The sequence below is a fragment of the Skermanella aerolata KACC 11604 genome (genome assembly GCF_000936425.1).
Lineage (GTDB): Bacteria > Pseudomonadota > Alphaproteobacteria > Azospirillales > Azospirillaceae > Skermanella > Skermanella aerolata.
The window spans coordinates 90,763-117,357 of the sequence record NZ_AVFK01000006.1 but is presented as its reverse complement, the minus strand read 5'-3'; the positions used below and the strand labels follow the sequence as shown (position 1 = coordinate 117,357).

General features: G+C 65.7%; 26 protein-coding genes. 18 read left to right on the top strand and 8 right to left on the bottom strand.

What is annotated here, in order from left to right; genetic code table 11:
* Positions 1-70: 70 nt before the first annotated feature.
* Positions 71-997, bottom strand: coding sequence for a LysR family transcriptional regulator (locus N826_RS09905; RefSeq protein WP_044428144.1), 927 nt, complete (start codon positions 995-997; stop codon positions 71-73).
* A 152-nt stretch (positions 998-1,149) separates the two neighbouring features.
* Between N826_RS09905 and N826_RS09900 the strand changes: the two genes are divergently transcribed.
* Genes N826_RS09900 through N826_RS09855 form a run of 10 tightly spaced genes read left to right on the top strand, consistent with a single transcriptional unit; the run spans position 1,150 to position 11,255 of the window.
* On the top strand, positions 1,150-2,202 hold the full coding sequence (locus N826_RS09900) for an ABC transporter substrate-binding protein (RefSeq protein WP_044428143.1): 1,053 nt from the start codon (positions 1,150-1,152) through the stop codon (positions 2,200-2,202).
* A 17-nt stretch (positions 2,203-2,219) separates the two neighbouring features.
* Entirely contained in the window at positions 2,220-3,011 is a 792-nt protein-coding gene (locus tag N826_RS09895) for an SDR family NAD(P)-dependent oxidoreductase (RefSeq protein WP_044428142.1), read from the top strand.
* Between the two features lie 15 nt (positions 3,012-3,026).
* Positions 3,027-4,490, top strand: a complete 1,464-nt coding sequence (gene allB, locus N826_RS09890) for an allantoinase AllB (protein WP_044428141.1) — start codon at positions 3,027-3,029, stop codon at positions 4,488-4,490.
* Complete coding sequence (locus N826_RS09885; protein WP_244619491.1) at positions 4,487-5,383, top strand: ABC transporter ATP-binding protein; 897 nt, start codon at positions 4,487-4,489, stop codon at positions 5,381-5,383. The genes allB and N826_RS09885 overlap by 4 nt, the downstream gene beginning before the upstream one ends.
* The gene (locus N826_RS09880; protein WP_044428140.1) at positions 5,380-6,153 is read left to right on the top strand and encodes an ABC transporter permease; all 774 of its coding nucleotides are present in this window, start codon (positions 5,380-5,382) and stop codon (positions 6,151-6,153) included. Before N826_RS09885 ends, N826_RS09880 begins: the two co-directional genes overlap by 4 nt.
* Positions 6,154-6,186: 33 nt before the next feature.
* A complete protein-coding gene (locus tag N826_RS09875) occupies positions 6,187-7,239 on the top strand; it encodes an ABC transporter substrate-binding protein (protein ID WP_044428139.1) in 1,053 nt (350 codons plus the stop codon).
* A gap of 5 nt (positions 7,240-7,244) precedes the next feature.
* The gene (locus tag N826_RS09870; protein WP_044428137.1) at positions 7,245-8,702 is read left to right on the top strand and encodes an amidohydrolase family protein; all 1,458 of its coding nucleotides are present in this window, start codon (positions 7,245-7,247) and stop codon (positions 8,700-8,702) included.
* Between the two features lie 16 nt (positions 8,703-8,718).
* Positions 8,719-9,831 carry a cyanuric acid amidohydrolase gene (gene atzD, locus N826_RS09865; RefSeq protein ID WP_044428135.1) on the top strand — a complete coding sequence of 371 codons (1,113 nt, stop codon included), beginning with the start codon at positions 8,719-8,721 and terminating at the stop codon, positions 9,829-9,831.
* A 4-nt stretch (positions 9,832-9,835) separates the two neighbouring features.
* A complete protein-coding gene (locus N826_RS09860) occupies positions 9,836-10,807 on the top strand; it encodes an acetamidase/formamidase family protein (protein ID WP_044428133.1) in 972 nt (323 codons plus the stop codon).
* A gap of 34 nt (positions 10,808-10,841) precedes the next feature.
* Positions 10,842-11,255 carry a DUF3830 family protein gene (locus N826_RS09855; RefSeq protein ID WP_044428131.1) on the top strand — a complete coding sequence of 138 codons (414 nt, stop codon included), beginning with the start codon at positions 10,842-10,844 and terminating at the stop codon, positions 11,253-11,255.
* A gap of 18 nt (positions 11,256-11,273) precedes the next feature.
* Here N826_RS09855 and N826_RS09850 read toward each other — a convergent pair whose 3' ends face one another.
* The gene (locus N826_RS09850) at positions 11,274-12,176 is read right to left on the bottom strand and encodes a bifunctional transcriptional activator/DNA repair enzyme AdaA (protein ID WP_244619492.1); all 903 of its coding nucleotides are present in this window, start codon (positions 12,174-12,176) and stop codon (positions 11,274-11,276) included.
* 109 nt (positions 12,177-12,285) lie between these two features.
* Positions 12,286-12,801: a DUF2244 domain-containing protein gene (locus N826_RS09845; RefSeq protein WP_044428130.1), complete on the bottom strand. Its 516-nt coding sequence runs from the start codon at positions 12,799-12,801 to the stop codon at positions 12,286-12,288.
* A gap of 81 nt (positions 12,802-12,882) precedes the next feature.
* Between N826_RS09845 and nth the strand changes: the two genes are divergently transcribed.
* From nth to N826_RS09830, 3 genes are all read left to right on the top strand, one after another.
* Entirely contained in the window at positions 12,883-13,560 is a 678-nt protein-coding gene (nth, locus tag N826_RS09840; protein ID WP_044428129.1) for an endonuclease III, read from the top strand.
* 152 nt (positions 13,561-13,712) lie between these two features.
* Positions 13,713-14,699, top strand: a complete 987-nt coding sequence (locus N826_RS39825; protein WP_052830986.1) for a hypothetical protein — start codon at positions 13,713-13,715, stop codon at positions 14,697-14,699.
* 45 nt (positions 14,700-14,744) lie between these two features.
* Positions 14,745-15,266, top strand: coding sequence for a L,D-transpeptidase family protein (locus N826_RS09830; RefSeq protein WP_084720633.1), 522 nt, complete (start codon positions 14,745-14,747; stop codon positions 15,264-15,266).
* Positions 15,267-15,292: 26 nt separating this feature from the next.
* Here N826_RS09830 and N826_RS09825 read toward each other — a convergent pair whose 3' ends face one another.
* Positions 15,293-15,997 (bottom strand): YggS family pyridoxal phosphate-dependent enzyme, encoded by a 705-nt coding sequence (locus N826_RS09825; RefSeq protein ID WP_044428128.1) that lies wholly within the window; start codon positions 15,995-15,997, stop codon positions 15,293-15,295.
* 119 nt (positions 15,998-16,116) lie between these two features.
* Here N826_RS09825 and N826_RS09820 point away from each other — a divergent pair, with 119 nt between their 5' ends.
* Positions 16,117-17,325 carry a cupin domain-containing protein gene (locus N826_RS09820; protein WP_044428519.1) on the top strand — a complete coding sequence of 403 codons (1,209 nt, stop codon included), beginning with the start codon at positions 16,117-16,119 and terminating at the stop codon, positions 17,323-17,325.
* 24 nt (positions 17,326-17,349) lie between these two features.
* Here N826_RS09820 and N826_RS41615 read toward each other — a convergent pair whose 3' ends face one another.
* From N826_RS41615 to N826_RS09810, 4 genes are all read right to left on the bottom strand, one after another.
* Entirely contained in the window at positions 17,350-17,574 is a 225-nt protein-coding gene (locus N826_RS41615) for an AbrB/MazE/SpoVT family DNA-binding domain-containing protein (RefSeq protein ID WP_084720631.1), read from the bottom strand.
* 491 nt (positions 17,575-18,065) lie between these two features.
* Entirely contained in the window at positions 18,066-18,254 is a 189-nt protein-coding gene (locus N826_RS42945; protein WP_147040367.1) for a hypothetical protein, read from the bottom strand.
* Positions 18,255-18,441: 187 nt separating this feature from the next.
* Positions 18,442-19,581, bottom strand: coding sequence for a porin (locus N826_RS09815; protein WP_044428127.1), 1,140 nt, complete (start codon positions 19,579-19,581; stop codon positions 18,442-18,444).
* 228 nt (positions 19,582-19,809) lie between these two features.
* The gene (locus tag N826_RS09810; protein WP_044428126.1) at positions 19,810-20,895 is read right to left on the bottom strand and encodes a porin; all 1,086 of its coding nucleotides are present in this window, start codon (positions 20,893-20,895) and stop codon (positions 19,810-19,812) included.
* 263 nt (positions 20,896-21,158) lie between these two features.
* On the opposite strand from N826_RS09810, the gene N826_RS09805 reads away from it, so the two are divergent.
* From N826_RS09805 to N826_RS09790, 4 genes are all read left to right on the top strand, one after another.
* On the top strand, positions 21,159-21,803 hold the full coding sequence (locus N826_RS09805; protein ID WP_244619493.1) for a DUF3576 domain-containing protein: 645 nt from the start codon (positions 21,159-21,161) through the stop codon (positions 21,801-21,803).
* 73 nt (positions 21,804-21,876) lie between these two features.
* A complete protein-coding gene (leuS, locus tag N826_RS09800) occupies positions 21,877-24,474 on the top strand; it encodes a leucine--tRNA ligase (protein ID WP_373866625.1) in 2,598 nt (865 codons plus the stop codon).
* Between the two features lie 56 nt (positions 24,475-24,530).
* Positions 24,531-25,559 (top strand): DNA polymerase III subunit delta, encoded by a 1,029-nt coding sequence (gene holA / locus N826_RS09795; RefSeq protein WP_044428517.1) that lies wholly within the window; start codon positions 24,531-24,533, stop codon positions 25,557-25,559.
* 185 nt (positions 25,560-25,744) lie between these two features.
* Complete coding sequence (locus tag N826_RS09790) at positions 25,745-26,593, top strand: ABC transporter permease (protein WP_044428122.1); 849 nt, start codon at positions 25,745-25,747, stop codon at positions 26,591-26,593.
* Positions 26,594-26,595: the final 2 nt, after the last annotated feature.

Below are 26,595 nucleotides of genomic sequence, written 5' to 3'. Positions count from 1 at the left end.
TTGGGCTACGGCCCAACCTACGAAGCAGGAGCCAGTAGGTTGGGCCGTGGCCCAACAAACACTGCTGGTATTACCCGGGCTCCGAGACTTGCGGCGTCCGTCTTGTCTCGTCCAGGCGGCGGGCCAGTTGTTCGGCGAACTTCGCGGTGGCGACAGGCAGGGTGCGGCCCCTCTGCTGGCCCAGGACCAGCGGACCATGCGCCAGATCGATGTCGCTTAACGGCAGCACGACGAGGCCGGGGTCCGTCTCGACGACCGGTGCCCCAATCTCGATCTGGAAGGTCACCACATTGCCGGAGCGCGCGAGGTTGCGCAGCATCTCGAACGAGTTCGCCTCGAGTTCCACCGACAGCTTGGTCGAGCTGACGGCAAGCAGATCGTCCAGGATGGCGCGGGTGCCGAAGCTGCCGTCCGGCAGCGCTATCGGGTACTGCGCGCAGTCGCGCAGCCGCACGACCTTCTTGTCGGCCAGCGGATGCCCGGCGGCGACGATGGCGACGATCCGCTGCCCCAGCGTCATCAGCGGCTGGAACTCCGCCGTCTTGCGCGGGCTGAAGATGATCGCGAGGTCGGTTTCGAACTCCCGCAGCATCCGCAGCGCCGATCCCTGATCGACGACGGTGATCTGAAAGCTGACCAGCGGAAAGCGTGCCCGGAACGCCGAAATCTCGGTCGGTAGGAAGTAGTTCACCAGCGCCTGGCTACAGGCGATCCGGACATGCCCGCGCCGCAGGCCCGACAGATCCTCGATATGGGAACGGACGCGGTCGAGGTCGGCGGCCTGGGTGCGGACCCAGCGGATGAAGCTCTCGCCGGCGGCGGTCAATCGAATGCCCTGGGCCGAGCGCTCGAAGATCGCGGCGCCCAGATCCTCCTCCACGTCCTGGATGCGGCGCTGAAGGGCCGACGGCGTGACGTTCAGGTGTTCCGCCGCCTTGCGGAGCGAGCCGAAGCGGGCGGCTTCCTCGACATAGCGCCAGATGCGCATGTGTCTCATGTCGGCATATCCCGGTGTGTATACTTTCCGGCATCACCATAGCGAGAAAACGGCGTTTGAGGAGAGCTTTCAACCCTCTTAGCTTCCGGTCGCATGATCGCTTCGCCAACCCCGCCCAGCCAACCATATCGTCACCGGAGACAACAAGCCCCATGAACAGCGTCTTCAGCAAACGGTCCTTGTCATGCGCCGCCGTCATGGCCGGCGTCCTGATCGGAGCTTCCGGCCTTGCCGCGACCGCCTCGGCCCAGACACCGGTCAAGCTGGTCCTCAACTGGAAATACCAGGGTCCGCAGGCGCTGTTCTTCGTCGCGGAGGACAAGGGCTACTTCAAGGCCGAGGGGCTGGACGTCACCATCGATCAGGGCGAAGGGTCGGCCGCTTCCATCACCAAGGTCGCGACGGGAGCCTACGATGTCGGCTTCGGCGACGTGAACGCCCTGATCACGATGGCGTCAAAATCGCCGGACGAAGCGCCGCTGGCCGTGTTCATGATGTACAACACGCCGCCCTTCACCATCGCGGTCAAGGCGGACAGCCCGATCAGGACGGCCAAGGACCTGGAAGGCAAGACGATCGGCGGCCCCGCCAACGACGGCGCGCTGAGGCTCTTCCCGGCCTTCACCCAGGTGGCGGGCATCGACGCGTCGAAGGTCGCCGTCACCAACATGCAGGCGAACCTGCGCGAGCAGATGCTTCAGCGGGGCCAGGTCGATGGCGTCTTCGGCTACGTCAACACGATCGCCTTCAGCGCCAAGAGCGCCGGCATGAACCCGGACAAGGACTTCCGCTTCATCAACTACGGCGACTATGGGATGGACCTCTATTCCAACGCCATCGTCGTCTCCCAGGCCTTCGCCAAGCAGCACGGCGATGCGGTGAAGGGCTTCGTCCGCGCCATCAACCGGGCGACCAAGGACATGATCGCCGATCCCGCCGGTTCGGTCGAAACCGTGATGAAGCGCGAGCCGCTGCTGAACAAGCAGGTCGAGATCGAGCGCACCGTCGCCACCCTCAAGATGGAAATGAACCATCCGGAGATCGCGAAGATCGGCCTTGGCGACGTCGACGGCGAGCGGCTGAAGCGGGCCATCGACATGGTCGTCAAGGCCAACGGCCTGGAGCGTACTCCGGAGGCATCGGCGATCTTCACGGACGCCTATTTGCCGCCACTGTCCGAGCGTCCGACCACCGTCATCAATTGAAAACCAGAAGCTGAGACATGGAACTGGGACTGAAAGAGCGGGTCGTGATCATCACCGGCCCCGCCAAGGGGATGGGAGAGGCCGTGACCCTGGCCTTCGCATCCGAAGGGTGCCGCCTGGCGCTGATCGGGCGCGACGTCGCCGCGATCGAGCCGGTCGCGGAGCGGGCGAGGGCAATGGGAGTGCAAGCCATCGTCATTCCTTGCGACATTACCGACGAGATGCAGTGCCACGGCGCCGCCGAGCGCACGGTCGCCGCCTTCGGCCGGATCGACGTGCTGGTCAACGTCGCGGGCGGCTCCGGTCCGGTCGGCAAGACGGGCTGGGAGACCACGCGCGAAGAGTTCGACGAGATCGTCGAGCTGAACATGACCGGATGCTTCAACACGATGAGCGCCGTCATGCCGGTGCTGATCGAGCAGCGCTACGGCAAGATCGTCAATGTCGGCGGCACCTTCGGCATGCGCGGACGGGCCGGGCGGATGGCCTATTCGGCGTCCAAATGGGGTCTGCGCGGCATCACCAAGTCCTTCGCGCTCGAAGCCGGTCCCCACAACGTCAACGTCAATTGCGTGGCGCCCGGCATGGTCGAGGGACCGCGCTTCCGGGGCAAGGTCGTGCCGGAAATGGCGAAACGGCTCGGCATCACGGAAGAGGAAGCGGCAGAGAAGCACGCCGCCGACTACGCGCTGCGGCGCGTGTCCACCGGAGAAGACGTAGCGCAGGCCTGCCTTTTCCTGGCGAGCGACGCCGCCCGGCAGATCACCGGCGTCGATCTCCCGGTCGATGGCGGCTGGGCCTCCCTTTAAAGCATGGATAAGATCATGGAACCGAACCACGCCACGGCCGACCTCGTCATCACGGGCGGCGTCATCGTCACCGATCAGGCCAGCTTCAAGGGAGCGGTCGCCATCCGCGACGGCCGGATCGTCGCCGTCGGCTCGGACGAGGCGATGCCGCCGGCACGCGAGACCTTCGACGCCACCGGGCTTCACCTGCTGCCCGGCGCGATCGACGCGCATGTCCATTTCCGCGAACCTGGCTATACCCACAAGGAAGACTGGCGGACCGGCACGGCGGCAGCCGCGATGGGGGGAGTGACCACCGTCTTCGAGATGCCCAACACCAACCCGCCGACCGGCACGGTCGAGGCGCTGAAGCTGAAGCAGAAGGCGGCGGAGAAGGCCTATGTCGATTATGGTCTCTACGGCCTGCTGGCGGAAGACAACCTGGACCAGCTCGAAGGCCTGATCAAAGGAGGCGTGGCCGCCTTCAAATGTTTCATGGGAAACACTTTCGGGAACCTGCCGTCGCCCTCGACCGGCGCCATGCTCGAAGGGTTCGAGATCATCGCCCAGCATGGATTGCGGATCTCGCTCCACGCTGAAACCGCGTCGATCATGGCGCTGCGGCAGAAGAAGCTGATGGCGGCGGGTCGGCGCGACCCGCTGGCCCATCTGGCCTCCCGTCCCGCCGTGGTCGCGACCGAAGCGGTTGCCCGCGCCGCGATCCTGGCGGAATGGACGGGAGCCCGCATCCACATCCTGCACATCTCGTCGGGTGACGAGTTGCGCCCCTTGCGTGAAGCCAAGGCGCGTGGCGTCGACATCACCGGCGAGACCTGCCCGCACTACCTGCTGTTCGACGAGCATGCCTATACCGATCTCGGCTCGATCATCCGGGTCAACCCGCCCGTCCGGGAAAAGCATCATCAGGACGCGCTGTGGGAAGGGGTGAAGGACGGCACGATCGACATGATCGCGACCGACCATGCCCCTCATGATCCGGAAGAAAAGCTGCGCGACGACATCTGGCGCGCCGACTGCGGTTTTCCCGGCGTCGAGACCCAGATGCCGCTGATGCTGACACAGGTCCATGCCGGGCTGCTGTCGCTGACCGACTATGTCCGCATGTCGTCCACGGCGCCCGCCAAGGCGTTCGGCCTGTACCCCGCCAAGGGCGCCATCGTTCCCGGCGCCGATGCGGATATCGCGCTGGTTGATCTGAACCGGCGGGAAACCATCCGGGCCAAGGATCTCCATTCCCGGGGCAAGATAACGCCGTTCGAGGGTTTCGAGACTGTCGGCGCCCCCGTCCATACGCTGGTGCGCGGCCGCTTCGTCATGAAGGACCGCAAGCTGGTCGAGGACGCAAGCGGCTGGGGGCTGTCGGTGACGCGCATCCAGAACATGCCGGCGCCGGAACCGCGCCATGTCGACGAGACGACCGCCGCCGTTACCGGCGCTGCCGGGAAGGGAGCGGGCCGGTCCACCCAGGAGGCCGCATGACGACCAACCCGAGACCCGTCGCCCGCATCGTTCCGGTGCCCGAACCTGTCCCGATGCCTGAACATATCCCGGTGCAGGACACGCGTACGAATCTGTTCATCGAACTCGAGAACGTCACCGTCTCCTACGGCAAGGGTCCCAACGCCACCAAGGCGTTGGAAGACATCTCGCTCCAGATCGGCGAGGGCGATTTCATCGCCTTGGTCGGTCCGTCGGGCTGCGGCAAGTCCACCATCCTCAAGCTGGTCGGCGATCTGCTGAAGGCGTCCAGCGGCCACGTCTTCGTGGCGGGACGGGAGGTCGGCGCGCAGGACGTTCGGATCGGCATGGCCTTCCAGAACCCGACCCTGCTGCCCTGGCTCAGCATCCGCGACAACGTCATGCTGCCGCTCAAGATCGTCCAGCCGTTCCGTGCCCACTGGGCCGCCAAGCGCAAGGGCGAGTATCGCGACCGCGCCGAGGCCCTGCTCGCCAAGGTCGGGCTGAAGGACTTCGGGAGCAAGTATCCGTGGCAGTTGTCCGGCGGCATGCAGCAGCGGGCGTCGCTGTGCCGGGCGCTGATCCACGACCCCAACCTGCTTCTGCTCGACGAGCCGTTCGGCGCGCTCGACCAGTTCACGCGGGAAGAGCTGTGGGGCATCCTCCAGACGCTCTGGATCGACACCAAGCCGACGGTGCTGCTGGTGACCCATGACCTGCGGGAAAGCGCCTATCTCGCCAACCGGATCGTCGTGATGAGCGCCCGGCCGGGCCGCATCCTGGTGGACGAGCCGGTCGGCTTCGCCCGGCCCCGGTCGATCGACACCACCTTCGAACCGGGTTTCACCACCCTGACGCACAAGCTCCGCACCCTTATCGTCGAGGCGCGGAGCGCTGTGGGAGCCGCCCCATGACCAGACTGAACCGGGAAAAGCTGGCGTCCGCTGCCCTGATCGTCGGCGTCTTCGTGGTCTGGGAACTCGCCTGCCTCGTCTTCGGCATCAGCGAGTTCGTCCTGCCCCGGCCGAGCCAGATCGTCATGGTGCTGATCGACCGCTGGCCGGCCTTGATGCCCCATGCCGTCCAGACGCTCTACACCACGCTGGTCGGATTCGCGCTCGGCGTTTCCGCCGGCATCCTGATCGGGATGCTGATCGGCTCCTCGCGGCTGGCCTATAACGTGGCGTTCCCACTGCTGGTCGGTTTCTCGTCGATCCCCAAGGTGGCCGTGGTGCCGATCTTCGTGCTGTGGTTCGGCGCCGGCACGGTGCCCGCGATCCTGACCTCCATGATCATCTCGGTCTTTCCGGTGGTCGTGAACATGGCGACCGGCCTCGCCACGACGGAGCCGGAGCTGGAGGACGTCCTGCGGACGCTGAAGGCGACCAAGCGCGACATCCTGCTGAACGTCGGCCTGCCGCGCGCGATGCCTTACCTGTTCGCCTCCCTCAAGGTGGCGGTGACGCTGTCCTTCGTCGGCACCGTGATCTCCGAGACGGTCGCGTCCAACCGGGGCATCGGCAACATGATGCTGATCGCGTCATCCAACTTCAACGTTCCGTTGGTCTTCGCCGGGCTGTTCATCCTCGCCGGATTGGGCATCGCGCTCTACGTGATCTTCTCCGCAATCGAGCGTCGCGTCACTGGCTGGGCCAACCGCAAGACCGAATTCGCGATGGGCTGAGGCCCTCGCATACCTTCTTCACTGGAGAACGCCATGCTCACCCTGACACGCCGGGCGGCGCTGCTCGCCGGCTTCGGCCTGGCACTCGCCATGTCTTCCGCCATATCTTCCGCCGCCGCCCAGACCCCCACGCCGATCCGCTTCACGCTGGACTGGAAGTACCAGGGCATCCATTCCTGGTACTTCGTCGCCCAGGAGAAGGGTTATTTCCGCGACGAAGGCCTCGAGGTCACGATCGACCAGGGCGAAGGGTCTGCGGCGACCGTCACCCGCATCATGTCCGGCGCCTACGATGCCGGGTTCGGCGACATCAACGCCGTGATCCAGCAGGCGTCGCAGAAGCCCGCCGACGCGCCGGTCATGGTCTATCAGGTTTACAACAGGCCGCCCTTCTCGGTGCTGACCAAGGCGGACAGCGGCATCGACAGCATCAAGGAACTGGCGGGCCAGAAGGTCGGCGGACCGGCCGGCAGCGCCGCGACCCGCCTGCTCCCGGCGCTGCTGGCGCGGAACGGCGTCGCGGAAACCTCGGTCGAAGTTCTCAACATGCAGCCGAACCTCCAGGAGCAGATGCTGATCCGGGGCGAGGTCGCGGCTTCCCTCGTCTTCAACGTGACCAGCTACGTCAACCTGATCCAGCAGGGGCAGGACCCCGATACCGGCTTCCGCTGGCTCGACTACGCCGACTACGGACTGGACCTCTATTCCAACGGCGTGATGGTTTCCCAATCGCTGGCGCGCGACAAGCCGGAAGCGGTCAAGGGGCTGGTGCGCGCCATCAACCGCGCTGTAAAGGACGTGATCGCCGATCCGGCCTCGGGCGTGAAGGCGCTGACGGCGATCGAGCCGCTGGTCGACGCTAAAAGCGAGCAGCGCCGCGTCGCCTTCGCTTTCGATACCTTGATGATCACGCCGGAGACGCGGAAGATCGGGTTGGGAGACGTGGACGACGCCCGGCTCGGCCGCTCCATTGACGTCATGGCCGAAGCGTACACGTTGCAGGACAAGCCCAAGGTCTCCCAGGTCTTCGACCGCTCCTTCCTGCCGCCTCCCGGCGAGCGGAGCATCGGTCCCGCAACGAATTGAGGTCCATGATGACAAGCCGCTCCATCGCCTGCGCAAGCCTGCTCGAAGGTGCCGGCTACGACGTTCGCGGGCCGCGCAGGATCAGGCTGGACGGCGGGCGGATCGGAGCCATCGAAGAGATGGGTGGCGAGACTGTGGAAGGCGACGCGCTGTTCGCCCTTCCGGCCCTCGTCAACGCCCATGACCATGGCCGTCCGGTGCGGTCGAGTTCGTTCGGGGCCGGCGGCAAGCCGCTGGAGCTTTGGCTTCAGTATCTCGCCCTGCTGCCCGCCGTCGATCCGTATCTGGCCGCCGCGTCCTCGCTCGGCCGCGGCGCGCTGGGCGGGGCCGGCGCCGTCATGGTCCACCATACGCGGGTCCAGGGCCTGACGTCGTTTCCGGAAGAAGCGGCCGAGGTCGCACGCGCGGCCCGCGACATCGGCGTCCGCATCGGCTTCGCGGTGGCGCTGAAGGACAGGAACCCCCTGGTCTACGGCCCGACTGACGATCTGCTGGCGCTGATGCCGGAACCGGCCCGGAGCGAGATCGCGCGGCGCACGGCCAAGCCGCCGCTGCCCGTGGCCGACCAGCTCCGGCTGGTCGAGGAAGCGGCCGATGCGGCGGCGGGCGACCTCGTCGATGTCCAGTTCGGCCCGACCGGCGTCCAGTGGTGCTCTCCGGAGTTGCTCCAGGCCATAGCCGAAGCGTCGGCGCTCTCCGGGCGGCGCGTCCATATGCACTGCCTGGAAACGCGCTATCAGCGCGACTGGGCCGACCGGCACTTCCCCAACGGCATGATCCGGTTCCTGAAGGAGATCGGCCTGCTGTCGCCGCGCCTGACGCTGGCGCACTGCACCTGGGCGCGGCCCGACGAACTGGACCTGATCGCGGAAGCGGGAACGACCATCGCCGTGAACTCGGGTTCCAATCTCGGCATCCGGTCCGGCATCGCCCCGGTGGCCGAGATGGTGGCGCGCGGCTGCAAGGTCGCCCTCGGCCTGGACGGGCTGACGCTCAACGAGGATGACGACGCGCTGTGCGAGATGCGCCTGACCAATGCGCTTCACCGCGGCTGGGGCTTCGACTCCGCCATCGACGAGAAGCGGATGCTCCGCATCGCGCTGGCCGAAGGCCGCGCTGCCGTGACCGGCAGCGCCGACGGCGGCGTCATCCGGCAGGGCGAACCGGCGGACCTGCTGCTGCTGGACGCCGATGCGCTCGACGGCGACCGCCTGGTGCCGGACCTGTCACCGGCGGACCTGCTGTTCGCCCGCGCCGGCGCCGGCCACATCGCCGAACTGATCGTGGCCGGGCGGACCGTCGTGCGGCGCGGCCGCGTGACGGGCATCGACCACGACGCCGTCCAGGCGGAGCTTCTGGCGCGGTTTCGCCATGGCATCGCGGAAAACGCATCTCTTCGGGCGGCTCTGCCGGAACTGGCCCGGGCCATGGAACGTCATTTCTCGGCGGCGCCCTGCTGCTGACCTATCGAGACCGATCATGACATCCTCACTGCTCAATCCGATGGTCGCGGTCCACCGCGTCGCCGCCTCCGGTCCGGACGACGTCGCAGGACTGGAACGGCTAGTCGAAACCGGGACGCTCGACCCGTCGGGCATCGTCGCCATCCTCGGCAAGACGGAAGGCAACGGCTGCGTCAACGACTTCAGTCGGGGCTTCGCGACCCAGAGCCTCAAGCTGTTTCTGCATCGGCATATCGGACCGGATGCCGCCGCTTCCGTCTGCCTCGTCATGTCGGGCGGCACGGAAGGGGCGCTGTCGCCTCACTGGATCGTGTTCGAGCGAAAGCACGTCAAGGAGTTCGGCCAAGGCCCCGCCCTGGCCATGGGAAGCGCCATCACTCCGCCGCTTGCCGCCGAGCATCTCGGCCGCAGGGCGCAGGTAGAGATGGTGGCCGAGGGGGTGCGTCTGGCGATGGATCGGGCGCGCATCGCCGACCCCGCCGAAGTGCATTTCGTCCAGATCAAGTGCCCCCTGCTGACGGCGGCCCGCGTGACCGAGGCGGACGGGCGCGGCTTCGCCACGGCGACCCGCGACACGCTCAAGTCGATGGGGCTGTCGCGCGGCGCCAGCGCGCTCGGCGTTGCCGTCGCCTTGGGCGAGTTGCAGATGGATGCCATCGCGGAGGTTGCCATCGGCGCCGACATGGGGCTGTGGTCCGGACGGGCCAGCACCTCGGCCGGTATCGAGATCATGGGGCACGAAATCCTGGTGCTTGGGATGAGCGGGGAATGGTCGGGACCGCTCCGCATCGACCACGCCGTCATGACCGACGCCGCCGATATCGAACCAGTGCGCGCGGCATTGGGCCGGCTGGGTTTCGACGGCCCAGGACAGCTCGGTGCCGAAGAGCGCGCCCGCGTCAGGGCAGTGCTCGCCAAGGCGGAGGCGTCGCGCACCGGCACGGTCCGGGGGATGCGCCATACGATGCTCGACGACAGCGACATATCCGCGACCCGGCACGCCCGCGCCTTCGTCGCCGGCGTCCTTGCCGGGACGGTCGGCCTGACCGACCTGTTCGTCTCGGGCGGGGCGGAGCACCAGGGGCCGGACGGCGGCGGTCCGGTCGCGATCATCGCGGAGCGGGGGTGAACCGATGGCCTCACCAGTTCAAATCCATCCCGAACCGGGCACCGTCCACTGGGGTTATTTCGACGCGGCCCTCCCGCCCGTGGCCGAGGTCGAGAGCGGCGATACCGTCGTCCTCCACACGCTGAGCGGAAGCCGGGACGACCTGCCGCCCGGTGGCATGACGATCCGCCCGGAACATGCCCGCGTTCATGCCGCCGTGACATCCGAGCTTGGGCCGCACATCATGACCGGCCCGGTCGCGGTGCGGGGAGCGGAACCGGGCGATGTCCTGCGCGTCGATATCCTCGACGTGGCGCTGCGCGACAACTGGGGCTTCAACCTGATCCGGCCCGGTGCCGGCACCCTGCCGGACGATTTCCCCTACCACCGCCGCATCCATCTCGCCATCGACCGGGAAAAGCGTCTGGTCCGCACGCCCTGGGGGCTGGAGATCCCGGCCAAGCCTTTCTTCGGCGTGATGGGCACGGCGCCCGCCGCCGAACTCGGTCGGCTGACCTCCGTCGTGCCGCGCTCGTTCGGCGGCAATATCGACAACAAGGAACTGGTGGCCGGCGCCACGCTCTACCTGCCGGTCTGGACCAAGGGTGCCCTGTTCTCCGCCGGCGACGGGCACGCGGCGCAAGGCGACGGCGAGGTCTGCCTGACCGCCGTCGAAACGGGGTTGACCGGAACCTTCCGCCTCACCCTGGTTAAGGGAACGAGCCTGAAAGCTCCTCGGGCCGAGACGCCGACGCATCTGATCACGATGGGCTTCGACGAGGACCTGGAGGAGGCGGCGCGGACAGCACTCCGTGACATGATCGCCTTGATCACACGCTGCACCAGCCTTTCGGCGGACGAGGCCTATCGGCTGTGCAGCCTCGCCGCCGACCTGCGTGTTACCCAATTGGTCAACCGGCACAAGGGCATCCATGCCATGCTGGGACGTTGGGCGCTCGGGCCGGCGGGAGCGAAGGCCTCGGCGCTCGGCAAGTAGTACGGATTCAAAGCCAGGAGTTTGAAGAAAAGACATGGAAAAGCTGAAGGTCACGATCAACGAGCACGTCTTCGATGCGCGCCTCGAAACCGAAGCGGCGCCCAAGACATGCGCCGCGTTCATCGAGCGGCTGCCCTTCGTGTCCCAGATCGTCCATGTCCGCTGGAGCGGCGAGGGCGTCTGGATCCCGCTGGGAGACCTCGATTTCGGCGTGGGCTATGAGAACCACACCAGCTACCCCGCTCCCGGACAGATCATCCTGTATCCCGGCGGCATCAGCGAGACCGAGATCCTGCTGGCCTATGGCGGCGTCCATTTCGCCTGCAAGATGGGTCAGCTTGCCGGCAACCACTTCATCACGCTGACTTCCGGCCTTGAGAAGCTGCCGGAGATCGGCAAGCTGGCCCTGTGGAAGGGCGCCCAGAAGATCACCTTCGAGGCTGCCTGAACCGAAGGGGCGGGACCTTCAGGCCTGCTTCCCCAGCCGGGCCGCTTCAAACGCCAGCAGCGCCTTCTTCCGCCGCACGCCCCAGCGGTAGTTGTGGACGATGCCCGACTTCAGGATGACCCGGTGACACGGGATGATCAGGCTGATCGGGTTCCGTCCCACGGCGGCGCCCACGGCGCGCGGAGCCTCCGGCCTGCCGACCGCGCGGGCGAGGTCCTGATAGCTGATGAAGCGGCCGGTGGGGATGCGCAGCAGCGCTTCCCAGACCTTGATCTGGAAGTTGGTGCCCCGGAGCACCAGCGGTATCGGATCTCCCTTTTCCGAACCGGCGTTTGGGCCGAAGGCGAAGACGCGGGCGGCGATCCCAGCCGTGGCGCTTTCGTCCCGGACCAGATCGGCGGCGCCCCATTCCTCCACGAAGGTACGGACCGCCGCGTCCTCGTCGCCATCGATCACGAAGCTCAGCCAGCACAAACCGCGCGGGGTGGCTGCCAGCAGGGCGCGCCCGAAGGGGCTGTCATGGAGCCCCCAGCGGATGGTCAGCGTCCCGGCGCCGGCCTTGTAGTCTCCGGGAGTCATGGCCTCGCAGGCGACGAACAGGTCGTGCAGCCGGCTCGGTCCCGACAGCCCGACCTCCAATGCCGTGCCCAGCACGCTTTCGTCGTCGTCGAGCAACCGCTTGGCATGTCCCAGAGTGACGAACTGCGCGAAGCGCTTGGGGCTGATGCCGGCCCAGCGCTTGAAGACGCGCTGGAAGTGGAACGGGCTCATCCCGGCGGCTGCGGCCATCTCGTCCAGCGAAGGCTGGTCCTGGTAGCTCTCCACGATCAGGTCGATCGCCGAGGCGATCGCCCGGTAGTGGCTGCCTGGATCCGTCGAGTTGTCCAATTCGTGACCGGTCATGTCGAAGGCGGCGCTCATGTCATCCTCTCCCGAACTGAGGATCGTCATATGCCGCCGAAAAAACAGCCGGGCCAACCCGATTCTTGCTGTCCTGTTCCTGCTGCCCGGTTCCTGCTATTGGGCCCGCCTATGCAGGATGGCCCGCGTTGACCTTTCCCAGGGCTTCCCGCAGCGCCTTGGCGAAGTCCAGGCGTTCTTCCGGCGACAGGAACGAGCCGACGGTCAGCGTCTGCCCGTGACTGCTCAGCGTCACCTGGCTCTCGTGTTCGGGCGGGTCGTCCATGGTCACCCGCAGCCAGTACGGCTGGAAAGTCCAGGTGCCGTCCCGGCCCTTGACGCCGACGCGGTGGACCACGAGTTCGCGCTCCGTCAGCCGGACCGTCTCGTACATGCGGGCGCTGCGATAGTTGAGCCGGAAGGCATACCAGACCGCCAGGATGTCCAATCCGAAGAAGCCGAAGATCGGCCACGCGCCGTGAAGCCAGAAGAAACCGCCGACCGTCAGGCTGATGGCCGTGAAGACGCCCATGAAGATCGCGAATCCCTTCGGCGACAGGCTCCTGTGCGGGTGCAGGATCGCGTCGAAGAAGACCCTCTGTCCGGCGCTGGCGCCGCCGGTATCGTCTGGCAGGATGGCGGTCATGACACTACGATATGATGGCTTGCGGGCTTAGGTAAAGATGCCGCCTTTGCGCAAAGGGCTGGGCCGGGATAAGCTGCCACCATGAAGCCCGCAGACATCGACGAATTCTTCCGCCGTCTTGCCGCCGACAATCCGGCTCCCAAGACCGAGCTGGAATACATCAACCCCTATACCCTGCTGGTGGCGGTCGTGCTGTCGGCCCAGGCGACCGATATCGGGGTCAACAAGGCGACCGGTCCACTGTTCCAGATCGTCCAGACTCCCGGTCAGATGGTGGAACTGGGGGAGGAAAAGCTTCGGCAGTACATCCGGACGATCGGCCTGTTCAACACCAAGGCGAAGAACGTCATCAGGCTGTCGGAGATCCTGGTCGCCGAGCACGGCGGCGAGGTCCCGCGAAAGCGGAAGGAACTGGAGGCCCTGCCCGGCGTCGGCCGCAAGACGGCCAACGTCGTCCTCAACGTGGCGTTCGGCCAGATCACGATAGCGGTCGATACCCACATCTTCCGCGTCTCCAACCGCACCGGCCTTGCCCGGGGCAAGACGCCGGAGGAGGTCGAGCGCAAGCTGGTGCGCTACGTCCCGGCGCGCTGGAAGCCCCATGCGCATCACTGGCTGATCCTGCACGGCCGCTATATCTGCAAGGCGCGCAAGCCCGACTGCCCTGCCTGCGCCGTCCGTGACCTCTGCGCTTATCCCGACAAGACCAGCGAGCGCGACATGCTGGAAGATCCGCCGGTTCCGGTTCCCGCCGGCTGAAGCGGCGTATCGTTCCGCCCGGCAGGAATTCCCCAGGCCCTGCGGCAGGATTTGCCGGGCATGTCCCGCAACCGCCGCGCAAACCCCTGTAACCGGTGGTACCCCCGATTGGCACGGCCCTTGCTGATGAATGTCACCTAGGAGGCCATGCCATGTCCATCGATACCCTGACAGCCGATACCAGCATCAGCCGCGCATCTCCCCAGATCGCCAAAAAGAACTGGGAGACTCCGATTCCGAACGGAATCCAGGAGAACGAAGTGCCGGATACCGGCACGGTCGATATGGACTTCTGGGACTTCGTGGACATCGTCAACCCGCTCCAGCATATCCCCGTGGTCAATACGATCTACCGCGAGCTGACCGGCGACTCGATCAAGGGAGTGTCGCGGATTATCGGCGGCGGTATCTACGGCGGGGTCATCGGGCTGGTCGCCGGTATCGGCAGCGCCATCGTCGCGGAAACCACCGGCAAGGACCCCGGCGAGCACGTTCTCGCGATGTTCAAGGACTCCGATGGCGCCGTGCCGCAGACGACCGGCGATACCGCCGTTGCGGACGCCATGCCTTCGTCCGCAGGACCGGCGGGATCGGCCGCTGCGGCCGTCCCTGCAACTCCGGCCTCCCCTGCCGCGGCGGCCCAGACGGTCCCAGCCTCCGCTCCTGCGCCCACCACCGTCGCCATGGCCGAACCTGCCGCCGCCGGCGACGTGCTGATGCCCGCCGCCCGAACCGCCGCTCCCGTCCAGCGCCGTCTCGGCGACCCGGAACCGGCGCGGAGCTTCCCGGTGCCCAAGCGCACCGCCGGCCTTCTCCCCAGGCCGGTGCCGGTCGCGACCGGACCGGCGGCCAATATCGACAAGACGCCGGTCCAGCGCGCCGCCGCCCATCTGGCGTCGGAACGGGCGAGCGCCAAGCCGACGGCTTCGCAGGCCCAGCCGCAGACGGAGGCGCGTATCCTGCCGGCGAACCAGACGCAGACGGCGGCGTGGCCGCCGAGCGGCCCGGCACCGGTGCCGCCGGAACTGGTGGCCGACATGATGATGAACGCGCTTGACAAGTATAAGCAGGGCGCCCGTACCGGCACCGCCTCCCTGTCGAACGGCGCTGGCGCCGCTGCCGCTCGCGGCGCCTTCTGATCGGGGCTATGATCGCGGTCTCGGGTGAGACTTCAGGAAAACGGCATGGACATCCAGGTTACCGGGCAAGTTTCCGGGCAGCTTACCGGCGACGGAACGCTGACATATCCCGGTGGCGGTTTCCGTTGCGCGATCGGACGCGGCGGCATCAGGGCGGACAAGCGGGAAGGGGACGGCGCGACGCCGGTCGGCGCTTTCGTCCTGCGCCGCGTGCTGTACCGTCCCGACCGTCTGGCTCCACCGGAAACCGGCCTTCCTGTTACCGCGATCCACCCTGCCGACGGCTGGTGCGACGATCCCGCCGACCCTGCCTATAACCAGCCGGTAAGCCTGCCCCATGCAGCCAGCCACGAGGAGATGTGGCGGGCCGACGGACTGTACGACGTCGTCGTGGTGATCGGGCACAACGACGATCCCGTCGTTCCCGGTTTCGGCAGCGCCGTCTTCATGCATGTGGCGAAGCCCGATTACGAGCCGACCGCCGGCTGCGTGGCGCTGGCCCTGCCGGACCTGCTGGCCCTGCTCAAGCACTGTTCGCCGGGCGACCGGCTGTGCGTCGCGGGCTGACGCGCCAACCTGCTATTCCCGTCCCGCTATTCCTTGGGCTTGCGCTCGCCGAAGATGGCGGTGCCGACGCGGACATGGGTGGCGCCGAACCGCACCGCCGTCTCGTAATCACCGCTCATGCCCATGCTGATGCCGGCAAGCCCGTGCCGCTTGGCCAGATCGGCCAGCAGGGCGAAATGCAGCGCCGGCTCCTCGTCCGCCGGCGGGATGCACATCAGGCCCTCGATCGGTAACCCGTACTCCGTCCGGCATTTTTCCAGGAAATCCCCGACCTCCTGCGGCAGGATGCCGGCCTTCTGCGGTTCGGCGCCGGTGTTGACCTCGACATAGCAGCGCGGGTGCTTTCCCTGCTTCGCCATTTCCTCGGCCAGCGCCACCGCCAGCTTCGGCCGGTCCACGGTCTGGATCACGTCGAACAATGCTACCGCTTCCTTGACCTTGTTGGTCTGAAGCGGCCCGATCAGATGAAGCTCGATATCGGGCCAGCGCTCCCGCCGCTCCGGGAACTTGGCCTTGGCCTCCTGGACCCGGTTCTCGCCGAACACCCGCTGGCCCGCCTCCAGGGCGGCATCCAGCTTCTCGACCGGCTGGACCTTGCCGACCGCGACCAGCGTGACGCCGGAAGGATCGCGGCCAGCCGCCCTGGCGGCATCCGCGATGGCCTTGCGGACTTCCGCAAGGTTGGCCGCGATATCGGTGGCGGTGGAGTTAGGTGTTTCAGCGTTCGTCATGGCCAGTCTTAACCGCTCAAAAGATGCGGTGGACCCTATCACCTGTGTCCATCGGCGTCCATCTGTGGCAAAAAGCCAGCAAAACCAGCGGCCAGCCTCAAATACCGGACCAGCTTACCATGCCCCAGCAGATCGCAAGCCTCGCCGATATCCTGTATCCGCTGACGCCGGAGGAATTCTTCCGCGACTACCACGGGAAGAAGCCGGTCCACATCCCCGGTACCGCGGACAAGCTGGCCTCCGTGATGGACTGGCCGACGTTGTCCGGTCTCCTGAGCCAGTCCGGCATATGGACGGGCAAGTCGCTCCAGCTCGTGCTCGACACCAAGATCCTCGAGCCTGCGGAATATTGCCGTCCGGCCCAGGACAGGGAAGGGCGCGACGCCATGATGGCCGATCTCGACAAGGTCGGGACCTGGCTGCGGCGCGGCGCCTCGCTGGTCTGCAACGACATCGACAGCCTGACGCCCGGCCTGAAAGCGGCGGCCAATGCGCTGGAGCAGGGGCTCGGCGGCAAGGCCCAGGCCAATCTCTACTGCTCATGGCGGGCGCATCAGGCTTTCGGCAGCCATTTCGACACCCACGACGTCTACGCGCTCCACGTCACGGGGGAAAAGACGTGGCGGCTCTATCAGCGCCATTTCGAGGACCCGATCGCCCATCCCTTCTTCAAGTCGCTGGGTCAGGAATTCCACGACAAGCACAAGGGACCGGTCACGATGGAGGTGACGCTGAAGCCGGGCGATGTGCTGTATCTGCCGCGCGGCTGGTACCATGATGCGCTGGCCTCCGCCGAGACCAGCATCCACATCGCCTTCGGGCTGACCTCCGTGATCGGGCTGGACCTGATCTCGATGCTGTTCGAACGCGCGGTCCATGACCCGCTGTTCCGCCGCACGGTGCCGTCGCCAGGCTCCGAGGCCGTCGGCGGGGACGTCGGCCCGATGGCCGACCATTTGGCCGCACTTGGCGCCAGAATCGCCGATTACGTGCGCGAACCCGCGATCCTCCGCCAGTTCGCCGCCCATATGCGGGCTTTTCACTACGACCGTGGCACCCTGAACCTGCCTGGCGACGCGCTCGCCAAGCGCTGGCGCCGCCGCAGCGCCAGCCTGAAAGTGACGCGCGGCCAGAACGGCTGGCAGCTGGGCGACGACCGCCGCGCCGTGCCGATTCCTCCGGGCGTCGAGGGTCCCGTCTCCTGGGTCGTCGGCCGTGAAAGCTTCTCCGAGTCGGAATTCGCCGAAGCCCATCCCAGCCTCAACGAAAAAGCCCGTCGGCAATTGTTGACCGACCTTGGCAACATGAAGGTGGTGGAGATCGCGTGAGCCGATTGCGGATCAGGAACCATCTCATTTAGAAAGGATCGCCATGGTACGCCGGTAATGCGCCGCAAAGCGTTGGCCGATATCCATAGTGCTGTTGCAAGTTTCAACGGTTTTGGTGATCTCTATTCGCCCACTGCGAACTTCGATACGGACCTCATCAACTCTTTGAAGATCGGCGGCGGCGAGCACGTCACGCGGCAGGATCAGACCCGTGGAATTGCCAACTTTAGTTAGCTTGGTTGTATGCATGACAACCTCACGTTTTCATCCGCATCATTACGTAATACCGTGAGCCTCGTAGGTCGGCCTAAAGCGAAGCGGCAGCCGACAGGCAGGCGCGTCTGTGTCGGCTACCGCTTCGCTTTAGTCCGACCTACGGCATCAGCGTCCTCGCCAGTCAACATCGTCGGTCCTTGGTATTTTAACGTCAGTTCCTTCTCGTCATTTGAACGGGCGTGTTATGCGCCAGGATAGCGTCACGTAACCTGTAGAAGAGTTTTCGAGGAAGATAGCCATATGCAAACTGATCCGGCATGCCGGGTATCTGTTCAAGATCGTATCCAGGCCATTCGATGTCCCGCGTCGCGGTCGGAACGCCAGAGATAAGAATACCGGATCATAAGGCCGGGCACGGGAACAGGTAAGGCCAAGGATCACTCGTCCATCAAATGGTCGAGACCGTCGCTTTCCGAACCTGGTTCAGCCTTCCGCAGCGCTTTCCGGAATTCGTCCGGTAGTTCTCAAGGGTGATAGGCTGGTCGCGATGCACGGATGCGCTTCAGAAGTGCCGCGTCTTCCGCTGAAACATACACGCCTGCGATCTTGCCGTGGCTGATGACCTCAATGGGTTCACGAGCGACCATTCGCTGGAAGGTGCCCAAATTTCGAATGAATTCCGCAGTGGAAACCGGGGGCATCAGCGCCTCCATGCAAGCTACGTGTACAATCTGTATATTACGTATATTTTGTTTGTTTATCAAGTTCGAGCCCAATCCGATCTTGGCATTGCTGATAAGACTGAAAACCGAGAACTCCCAAAGAAATCGGGGCGGTGGTTTTCACCACCGCCCCGGATCCAAAAGCTCCAGAACTCCCGGTCAGGTGACCGGCAGAACCTTAGAAGTTGACGCGGGTGCTGATCAGCCACACGTACTCGTCGGTGTCGCGCTTGACGGCGGTAGCGGCATTGGCCTTCAGTTCCTCGTTGACGAACATCAGGTCCGACTGAAGCAGCAGGCCGGGAGCCAGGGTGTACGCACCGCTGACGCCATAGACCTGGTACTGTTCGGCATAGGTGCCGGGCGCGCGCTTGTAGCCTTCGGCGTCGGCATAGCTCAGGCCGACCGCGATCGGGCCGGTGGTGTAGCTGGCGCCGGCGTGCCAGGCATGCTGGTCGCCGCTGTCGGTGCGGACCGGAACGTTGAAGTTCTGGGCATCCACATAGCCGCCGCCAAGCTTGAAGCCGGCGTAACCGATCTGGGCGCCGACCTGCCAGGCGGAGAAGTTCTTCAGCGCCGTGGTGGCGGTCGTGCCCTTGCCGTTGCCGCTGGTGCCGGTGGCGCTGGCTGCGACGGTCAGGCCGTCGAAGTTACCGGTGTAGTTGATGCCGTATTCCAGGAAGTCGGAATAGCCGGAAGTGTTCTTCAGCCCGACAACGCTCTGGCCTTCGTCACCGTTTTCCGGCGTGTAGCTGAACCCGGCCTGGAAGCCAGAGAAGCGCGGGGTCAGGTACATGACCTTGGTCGCGTCGCTGCTGTCCGGGTTCTTGATGATCGCGCCCCAGGGCTGGCGGCCCATTTCGACCGAGACGCCGTTGATAACGCCGGTGTTGGTGATGAAGTCGGCGTAGTCGCCGTCGATGCCTTCCACGCCGACCAGCGGGGCGTAGATCGCCAGGGTGTCGGACGCGCCGTCGAAGTCGCCCAGTTCGACGCGGCCCCAGAAGCCGGCGAGGTAGACCGACGCCTCGTCGGTGGTCACGCCGTTGTTGCTGGCGCCGTTGGCGCCGGTGCCGGTCGTCTGAAGCTCGACCTTGGTGCCGTACAGCAGGCCGTTGTCGGCCTTGCCGTCCGCCTTGACCACGATCTCGGCTTCGACCTGGAATTCGCGGTCGGTGCCGTTGACGAGATTGTTGTCGTAGATCGCGCCGAAGAACTCGGTGTAGCCACCCAGGGTGACGGTGATCTGAGCGTTGGCGGCGGACGAGAAACCGGCGAAAGCGGCCAGGGCGGTGGTGGCGAGGAGGATCTTCCTCATTGATTTTAACTCCCTCTGGAACTTTTGGATTATCCCTGTTGGGATATGCAATTGGGATTAATCCGTAAGTCTTGAGCTTGCAACGCCGGAGTCACCGCCACCGTGTAGAAGCATCCACAGTGTGGCGTTTTAAGCACATTTGTCGAAACTGCTCCGCACTGAAAACCTGCAATGAAAAACGGCGGCATCCGGGGATGCCGCCGCTTCGCAACCGATCGAACCGCCGGATTAGAAATCGAGGCGCGTACCCACGATGAAGACATAGCCATCGTTGCTGCCGGCGGTCGTGGCGCCGCGCGTGCCGGTCAGGTAATCGTCCTCGAACATGGTGAGTTCGGTCTCCAGGGTCAGGCCCGGTGCCAGGGCGTAGGTGGCGCCGACGCTATAGGCCCGGTACTCGGTGCTGTAGCCGCCATTGGTCCCCGAATACCCTTCGGCATCCAGGAAGCTGACAGCGATGGCGACGGGGCCGGTGGTGACGCTGGCGCCGATATGCCATGCGGTCTGATCGTCGTCGATCGCGCCGGTGGTCGGCACCAGGAAGTCGCCGGCATCGACGTATCCGCCGCCGAGGATGAAGGGGCCGTAGGAAATCTGCGCGCCCAGGTTCCAGGCGGTGAAATCCTTCACGCCGCCGCCGGTGGTGCCGTCGGCCGTGGTCAGCGTCGCACCCACCGACAGCCCGAAGTTGGAGAACTCACCCGTGTAGTTGACGCCGAACTCGCCGACATCCTTGTACGTGCTGGTGTTCTTCAACTGTACGACGCGCTGTCCTTCGTCGCCCGCTTCCGGCGTATAGCTGACGCCGCCCTGGAAGCCCGCGAAGCGTGGGGTCAGGTACATGATCTTGGTCGAGTCGCCGGAATTCGGGATATGCATGCCGAAGTTCGGCTGGCCACCCGCGAAGTCGGTATAGTCGCCGTCGATCTGCTCGATGCCGACGACCGGCGCGTAGATCTTCAGGGTATCGGCCGCACCGTCGAAATCGCCCAGTTCGAAACGGCCCCACTGGCCGCCGACATAGATCGAGGCCTCGTCGGTGCCGACGCCGGTGCCGACGTTGGGCGTGCTGTTCTGAAGCTCGATCTTGACGCCGTACAGCAGGCCGTTGTCGGCCTTGCCGTCCGCCTTGACGACGATTTCCGTCTCAAGCTCGAAATCGCGCGTGTTGCGGTTGGCGCCGAGCTGGTCGTTGAAGAGGCCGGCGAAGAACTCGGTGTAGCCACCGAGCGTGACGATCATCTGTGCCTGAGCCTGCATGGCGAAGGTGCAAAGCACGGAGGCCGAAGCCGTGGCGAGAAGGATCTTGCGCATCTATATCCCCGTAATGGATTAGGCCATGCCGGCCGTTCGCCCTATTCTTGGGATTTAAGGGATATGCGAGGCAATCTCATTATACCTCTTTCGATAGATCAGCCACATGGCGTAACAATTTTGCCACTTCCGGATTAACCGCTCGGATGGGCTCCGCCGCCGGGAAAGGGGAGCCATTTTCCGTTCCCCTTGACCGATCGCTTGCTTTGGCGGCGGCCTATGGTCTATTTTCCGGCGCCTGAACCGCAGAAGATGTCAGATAAATGGCCCGTTTTCCGCTTACCTCCGCCCAGCTTGCCACCCGGCCTGCCATATCCCGGCAGCCTGCATCCGGCCGTGCCCGGACCGCTCTCCTATGGGGCATGCTGGGCGCCACCCTGCTGCTCGGGGCCTGCGCCGGCGTCAAGCCGGAAGCCACATTCCCCGATCCGGACGAGGACAAGCGGTACCGCTACGGCAGCATCCTGGGCGGCGAGGGCGGCTTCACTTTGCTCGGGCCGCGCCGGGCCGAAGCCGAAACGCAGAATACGCAGGGGATCGGCGTCAACAGCTATCTGTGGCGCGCCTCGCTCGATACGCTGGCCTTCATGCCGATCGTTTCGGCCGACCCCTTCGGCGGCGTGATCCTGACCGACTGGTATTCCCCGCCGGAAACGCCGAACGAGCGGTTCAAGGTCAACCTCTACATCCTCGACCGGCAGCTTCGCGCCGATGGCGTACGCGTCAGCGTCTTCCGTCAGCAGCGCGGCAATGCAGGCGGCGGCGGTACGGCCGCTTCGACCGGAGCGCAGGGCGCCGGGGACTGGCGTGACGCCGGCGTCAATACCGAGACGGCGAGCAAGCTGGAGGACACGATTCTGACGCGCGCCCGCCAGCTCCGGATCGCCCAGACCGCCGACAGCCGGTAATCTTCCAATATCGTTACGATCGCCAATATCGTTACGGCCATATCATTACGGTCAGTTGTCGCCCGCCCCTGGCATGGGGCATCCGGGGCGGGATGAGGGATGCTTGATGTCGCGCTACAATTCCAAGGAAACCGAAGCTAAGTGGCAGGCGATCTGGGACCAGCGCGGTAGCTTCATCGCGACCGAGGACCCCGGCCGTCCCAAATACTACGTGCTGGAGATGTTCCCGTACCCGTCGGGACGCCTCCATGTCGGCCACGCCCGCAACTACGCGATCGGCGACATGGTCGCCCGCTACAAGCGGGCGCGCGGCTTCAACGTGCTGCATCCGATGGGCTGGGACGCCTTCGGCCTGCCGGCGGAGAACGCCGCCATCGCCAACAAGGTCCATCCCGCCGACTGGACCTACCAGAACATCGCGACCATGCGCGACCAGCTGAAGACGCTGGGTCTCGCGTACGACTGGACGCGCGAGATCGCGACCTGCGCGCCGGAATACTACCGGCACGAACAGAAGATCTTCCTCGATTTCCTAAAGGCCGGTCTCGCCTACCGCAAGGAAAGCTGGGTCAACTGGGACCCGGTCGAGAACACCGTGCTCGCCAACGAGCAGGTGATCGACGGGCGCGGCTGGCGTTCCGGCGCCCCGGTCGAAAAGCGGAAGCTGAACCAGTGGGTGCTGAAGATCACCCACTACGCCGACGAGCTTCTGGACGCGCTGACCAAATTGGACCGCTGGCCGGACAAGGTCCGGACCATGCAGGAAAAGTGGATCGGCAAGTCGTCCGGCCTGCGCTTCACCTTCGACCTAATGGACGACGCCGACAAGATCGAGGTTTTCACGACCCGGCCCGATACGCTGTTCGGCGCCAGCTTCGTCGCGGTTTCGCCCAACCATCCGCTGGCGGCGCGTCTGGCTGCCGGCAACCCCGATCTGACCGCCTTCATTTCCGAGTGCAACAGCATCGGCACCAGCGAAGCGGCTATCGAAACGGCGGAAAAGCTGGGCTTCGACACCGGGCTGAAGGCGATTCATCCGTTCGACGAGACCCGCACGCTCCCGGTCTATGTCGCCAACTTCGTGCTGATGGAATACGGCACGGGGGCTATCTTCGGCTGCCCGGCGCATGACCAGCGCGATCTGGACTTCGCCAACAAGTACCGTCTGCCGGTGCTGCCCGTGGTCGTGCCCGAAGGCACCGACCCTGCGAGCTTCAAAGTCGGGACGGAGGCGTATACCGGCCCAGGCGTCCTGCGCAATTCCGGCTTCCTCGACGGGCTGGACGTCGAGTCCGCCAAGCGCGAGGCGATCGGCCGGATCGAGGCGACGGGCAAGGGCGAGGGCACGACCATCTACCGCCTGCGCGACTGGGGCGTCAGCCGCCAGCGCTACTGGGGCTGCCCGATCCCGGTGATCCATTGCGACGCCTGCGGCATCGTTCCGGTGCCGGAACAGGACCTGCCGGTCGAACTGCCGACCGATGTCAGCTTCGACCAGCCGGGCAATCCGCTGGACCATCACCCGACCTGGAAGCACGTGGCCTGCCCAACCTGCAGCGGCGAGGCCCGGCGGGAAACCGACACCTTCGACACCTTCTTCGAAAGCTCCTGGTACTTCGCCCGTTTCTGCTCCCCGCACGAGACGACGACTGCGTTCGACCGGAGTGCGGCGGACTACTGGCTGCCGGTGGACCAGTATATCGGCGGCGTCGAGCACGCCGTGCTTCACCTGCTGTACTCGCGCTTCTTCACCCGTGCCCTGAAGGACTGCGGCTATCTAAGCGTGGCCGAGCCGTTCGAGGGTCTGATGACCCAGGGCATGGTGACCCACGCGACCTATAAGGATGCTCAGGGCCAGTGGCTCTACCCGGAAGAGGTCGAGCAGCGCGACGGCGTGCCTGTCCGGATCGACGGCGGCGAGCCGGTCGAGATCGGCCGGCTGGAGAAGATGAGCAAGTCCAAGAAGAACGTCGTCGGGCTCGAGCACATCATCGACACCTACGGTGCCGACACCATGCGGCTGCTGCTGCTGTCCGACAGCCCGCCGGAACGCGACCTGGAATGGACCGAGTCGGGCATCGACGGCGCGTGGCGCTACGTCGCCCGCGTCTGGCGCCTGATCACCGAACCCGCCGTGGAACTTGCCCCGGCGGGCAGCCCGCAGCCGGCCGAGATCTCCGACAAAGGGCAGGCGGCTCGCCGGATCGTCCACAAGACGATCGACGGCTTCGGCGACGATGTCGAGAAGTTCCGCTTCAACAAGGCGGTCGCCCGCGTCCGCGAGCTGACCAACGCGCTGGCCGAGCTGGACGGCAAGGGCGCCGGCGAGGGCTGGGTGCTGCGCGAAGGCTACGAGACGCTGGTCAAGCTGATCGGCCCGATGATGCCGCACCTGGGCGAGGAACTCTGGCAGGGCTTGGGCCATGCCGAACTGCTGACCGAGTCGCCCTGGCCGGAAGCCGATCCGGCGCTGGTCGTCGACGAGAGCGTCGTGGTGGCCGTCCAGGTCAACGGCAAGCTCCGCGCCCAGCTTCCGCTGCCGCGCGACGCCGCCAAGGAGATTGCGGAAGAAGCGGCGTTGAACGACGCAAACGTGCAACGCGCCATGGAAGGCAAGCCGGTCCGCAAGCTGATCTACGTGCCGAACCGGATCGTCAACGTGGTCATCTGAGCATAGGATTGTCTGAGCATGCGGTCGTGTAAGGCTTCTCATGGGAGCAGGCCGTGGTGAAGGTTGCGGCTGGCCGCATCGATGGTTTCCTGCGTCGCCCGGACCCCTCGGTCCGGGCGGTGCTGTTCTACGGTCCCGACAGCGGGTTGGTGCGCGAGCGGGCCGACACGGTGGCGCGTGGCGTCTGTCCGGACCAGCACGATCCCTTCCGCGTCGTGGATATTCTCGGCTCCGCGATCGCCAAGGACGCGGCCCGGCTGGCCGACGAAGTGGCGTCGATGTCGCTGACCGGCGGTCGCCGCCTGATCCGTGTCCGCGATGCCGACGACGGTGTCACCGGTTCCTTCGCCGCCCTGTTCGAGTCGATGCCCGGCGGCGACAGCATGGTGGTGGTCGAGGCCGGCGACCTGCCCAAGGCCTCCAAGCTCCGCGCGCTGTTCGAGAACTCCGACTACGGCGCCCCGATTCCCTGCTACGTCGAGGATGAATCGGCCCTGGCCGACACCATCGGGTCGATGCTGGCAGGGCACAAGCTGACCGTCAGCGCCGACGCCCGCGACTTCCTCGCCGCCAACCTCGTCGGCAACCGGATGGTCGCGCGGGGCGAGATCGAGAAGCTGGTGACCTATATGGGCGGTCCCGGCCGGGTCGAGCTGGAAGACGCCCAAGCCTGCATCGGCGACAGCGGCGCCCTTGAACTCGACGCCCCCTGCTGGGCCGCCGGCGACGGCGACTTCGCCGGCGTCGACCGCGCGCTCCGCCGCCTGTTCGCCGAGGGCATGAGTCCGGTTCCGATCCTCCGCACGGCGCAGCGCCATTTCCAGCGCCTCCAGCTGGTGGTGGCCCAGGTCCAGCGGGGCGATTCGCTCGAACGCGCCGTAGGATCGCTGCGCCCGCCGCTGTTCTTCAAGGTCAAGAACCAGTTCATCGCGCAGGCCAAGCGCTGGTCGCCCGCGGCCCTGCGCCAGGGCCTCGACCGCCTGACCGAGGCCGAGGCAGACTGCAAGCGCACCAACATGCCGGACGAAACAGTCTGTGCCCGCGCTTTCTTCCAGCTGGCGGTACTCGCGCGCAGCCGGCGGTAGGATCCGGCCCCGTCGGTCACGGACGGGGTAACACTCCAGCCCGAAGGCAATTACCTGCCGATTCAAATAGTTGAACGTGATCGGATGCCTTGCTCTATGCTAGGCAGGTTGTTTGCGTAGCCAACTAATTGGCTCTGAAAGCCGCAGGAATGGACACCTCGATCACGACTTGCAGGGCGTGCTGAATGGCCGGGGGCCTGAAGCGTTTCGCCGCCAACCGCATCGCCCTGTTCGGGCTGGTGCTGATCGCCGTCATCGTCGGGGCCGCTCTGTTCGCACCGTGGCTGGCGCCCTATCCGCCGAACGAGCAGTTCTTCGAAGGACTGACGCTGGAAGGGGCGCCGCTGCCACCCAACGCCGAGTTCTGGCTGGGGACCGACCAGCTTGGCCGCGATCTGCTGTCCCGCCTGATCTACGGCGCCCGAACCTCGCTCGTCGTCGGCGTCCTGGCGAACGGCGTCGCGGTGCTGCTGGGGACGGTGCTCGGCGTCACGGCGGGCTATGTGCGGGGCGTGGTCGGATCGGTCATCATGCGGTTCACCGACCTGATGATGGCGTTCCCGGCGCTGCTGCTGGCGATAGCGCTGGCGGCGATCTTCCAACCGTCCCTGCTGATCGTGGCGCTGGTCATCGCCATGGTGAACTGGGTCCAGATCGCCCGCGTCGTCTATACCGAAACCACGGCGCTGGCCGAGCGCGACTATATCGAGGCCTGCCGGGCGCTGGGGGCCAACTGGCCGCGCATCCTGTTCCGCCATATCGTGCCGCATCTGGTGCCGACCGTGCTGGTCTACGCGACGCTGGGCATCGCCACCACCGTCCTGCTGGAAGCGACGCTGTCGTTCCTCGGCATCGGGGTCCGGCCGCCGGAGCCGTCCTGGGGCAACATCATCTACGAGAACCAGACCTACTTCGCGACGGCGCCCTGGCTGGTCTTCATCCCCGGCGCCGCGATCCTGCTGCTGGCGCTGGCGTTCAACCTTGTCGGCGACGGGCTGCGCGACGCGCTCGACCCGACCCAGCGGGGGCGCTGAGC

Excerpts from the sequence above, each read along its gene's own strand:
- N826_RS09900 (WP_044428143.1), top strand. The coding sequence starts at position 1,150 with ATGAACAGCGTCTTCAGCAAACGGTCCTTGTCATGCGCCGCCGTCATG.
- N826_RS09905 (WP_044428144.1), bottom strand. The coding sequence starts at position 997 with ATGAGACACATGCGCATCTGGCGCTATGTCGAGGAAGCCGCCCGCTTC.
- N826_RS09870 (WP_044428137.1), top strand. The coding sequence starts at position 7,245 with ATGATGACAAGCCGCTCCATCGCCTGCGCAAGCCTGCTCGAAGGTGCC.
- N826_RS09880 (WP_044428140.1), top strand. The coding sequence starts at position 5,380 with ATGACCAGACTGAACCGGGAAAAGCTGGCGTCCGCTGCCCTGATCGTC.
- N826_RS09790 (WP_044428122.1), top strand. The coding sequence starts at position 25,745 with ATGGCCGGGGGCCTGAAGCGTTTCGCCGCCAACCGCATCGCCCTGTTC.
- N826_RS09855 (WP_044428131.1), top strand. The coding sequence starts at position 10,842 with ATGGAAAAGCTGAAGGTCACGATCAACGAGCACGTCTTCGATGCGCGC.
- atzD (WP_044428135.1), top strand. The coding sequence starts at position 8,719 with ATGACATCCTCACTGCTCAATCCGATGGTCGCGGTCCACCGCGTCGCC.
- N826_RS41615 (WP_084720631.1), bottom strand. The coding sequence starts at position 17,574 with ATGCATACAACCAAGCTAACTAAAGTTGGCAATTCCACGGGTCTGATC.
- N826_RS09850 (WP_244619492.1), bottom strand. The coding sequence starts at position 12,176 with ATGAGCGCCGCCTTCGACATGACCGGTCACGAATTGGACAACTCGACG.
- N826_RS42945 (WP_147040367.1), bottom strand. The coding sequence starts at position 18,254 with ATGGAGGCGCTGATGCCCCCGGTTTCCACTGCGGAATTCATTCGAAAT.
- nth (WP_044428129.1), top strand. The coding sequence starts at position 12,883 with ATGAAGCCCGCAGACATCGACGAATTCTTCCGCCGTCTTGCCGCCGAC.
- leuS (WP_373866625.1), top strand. The coding sequence starts at position 21,877 with ATGGGGCATCCGGGGCGGGATGAGGGATGCTTGATGTCGCGCTACAAT.
- N826_RS09815 (WP_044428127.1), bottom strand. The coding sequence starts at position 19,581 with ATGAGGAAGATCCTCCTCGCCACCACCGCCCTGGCCGCTTTCGCCGGT.
- N826_RS09885 (WP_244619491.1), top strand. The coding sequence starts at position 4,487 with ATGACGACCAACCCGAGACCCGTCGCCCGCATCGTTCCGGTGCCCGAA.
- N826_RS09825 (WP_044428128.1), bottom strand. The coding sequence starts at position 15,997 with ATGACGAACGCTGAAACACCTAACTCCACCGCCACCGATATCGCGGCC.
- N826_RS09845 (WP_044428130.1), bottom strand. The coding sequence starts at position 12,801 with ATGACCGCCATCCTGCCAGACGATACCGGCGGCGCCAGCGCCGGACAG.
- N826_RS09810 (WP_044428126.1), bottom strand. The coding sequence starts at position 20,895 with ATGCGCAAGATCCTTCTCGCCACGGCTTCGGCCTCCGTGCTTTGCACC.
- N826_RS09875 (WP_044428139.1), top strand. The coding sequence starts at position 6,187 with ATGCTCACCCTGACACGCCGGGCGGCGCTGCTCGCCGGCTTCGGCCTG.
- allB (WP_044428141.1), top strand. The coding sequence starts at position 3,027 with ATGGAACCGAACCACGCCACGGCCGACCTCGTCATCACGGGCGGCGTC.
- N826_RS09860 (WP_044428133.1), top strand. The coding sequence starts at position 9,836 with ATGGCCTCACCAGTTCAAATCCATCCCGAACCGGGCACCGTCCACTGG.
- N826_RS39825 (WP_052830986.1), top strand. The coding sequence starts at position 13,713 with ATGTCCATCGATACCCTGACAGCCGATACCAGCATCAGCCGCGCATCT.
- N826_RS09830 (WP_084720633.1), top strand. The coding sequence starts at position 14,745 with ATGGACATCCAGGTTACCGGGCAAGTTTCCGGGCAGCTTACCGGCGAC.
- N826_RS09805 (WP_244619493.1), top strand. The coding sequence starts at position 21,159 with ATGGCCCGTTTTCCGCTTACCTCCGCCCAGCTTGCCACCCGGCCTGCC.
- N826_RS09895 (WP_044428142.1), top strand. The coding sequence starts at position 2,220 with ATGGAACTGGGACTGAAAGAGCGGGTCGTGATCATCACCGGCCCCGCC.
- N826_RS09820 (WP_044428519.1), top strand. The coding sequence starts at position 16,117 with ATGCCCCAGCAGATCGCAAGCCTCGCCGATATCCTGTATCCGCTGACG.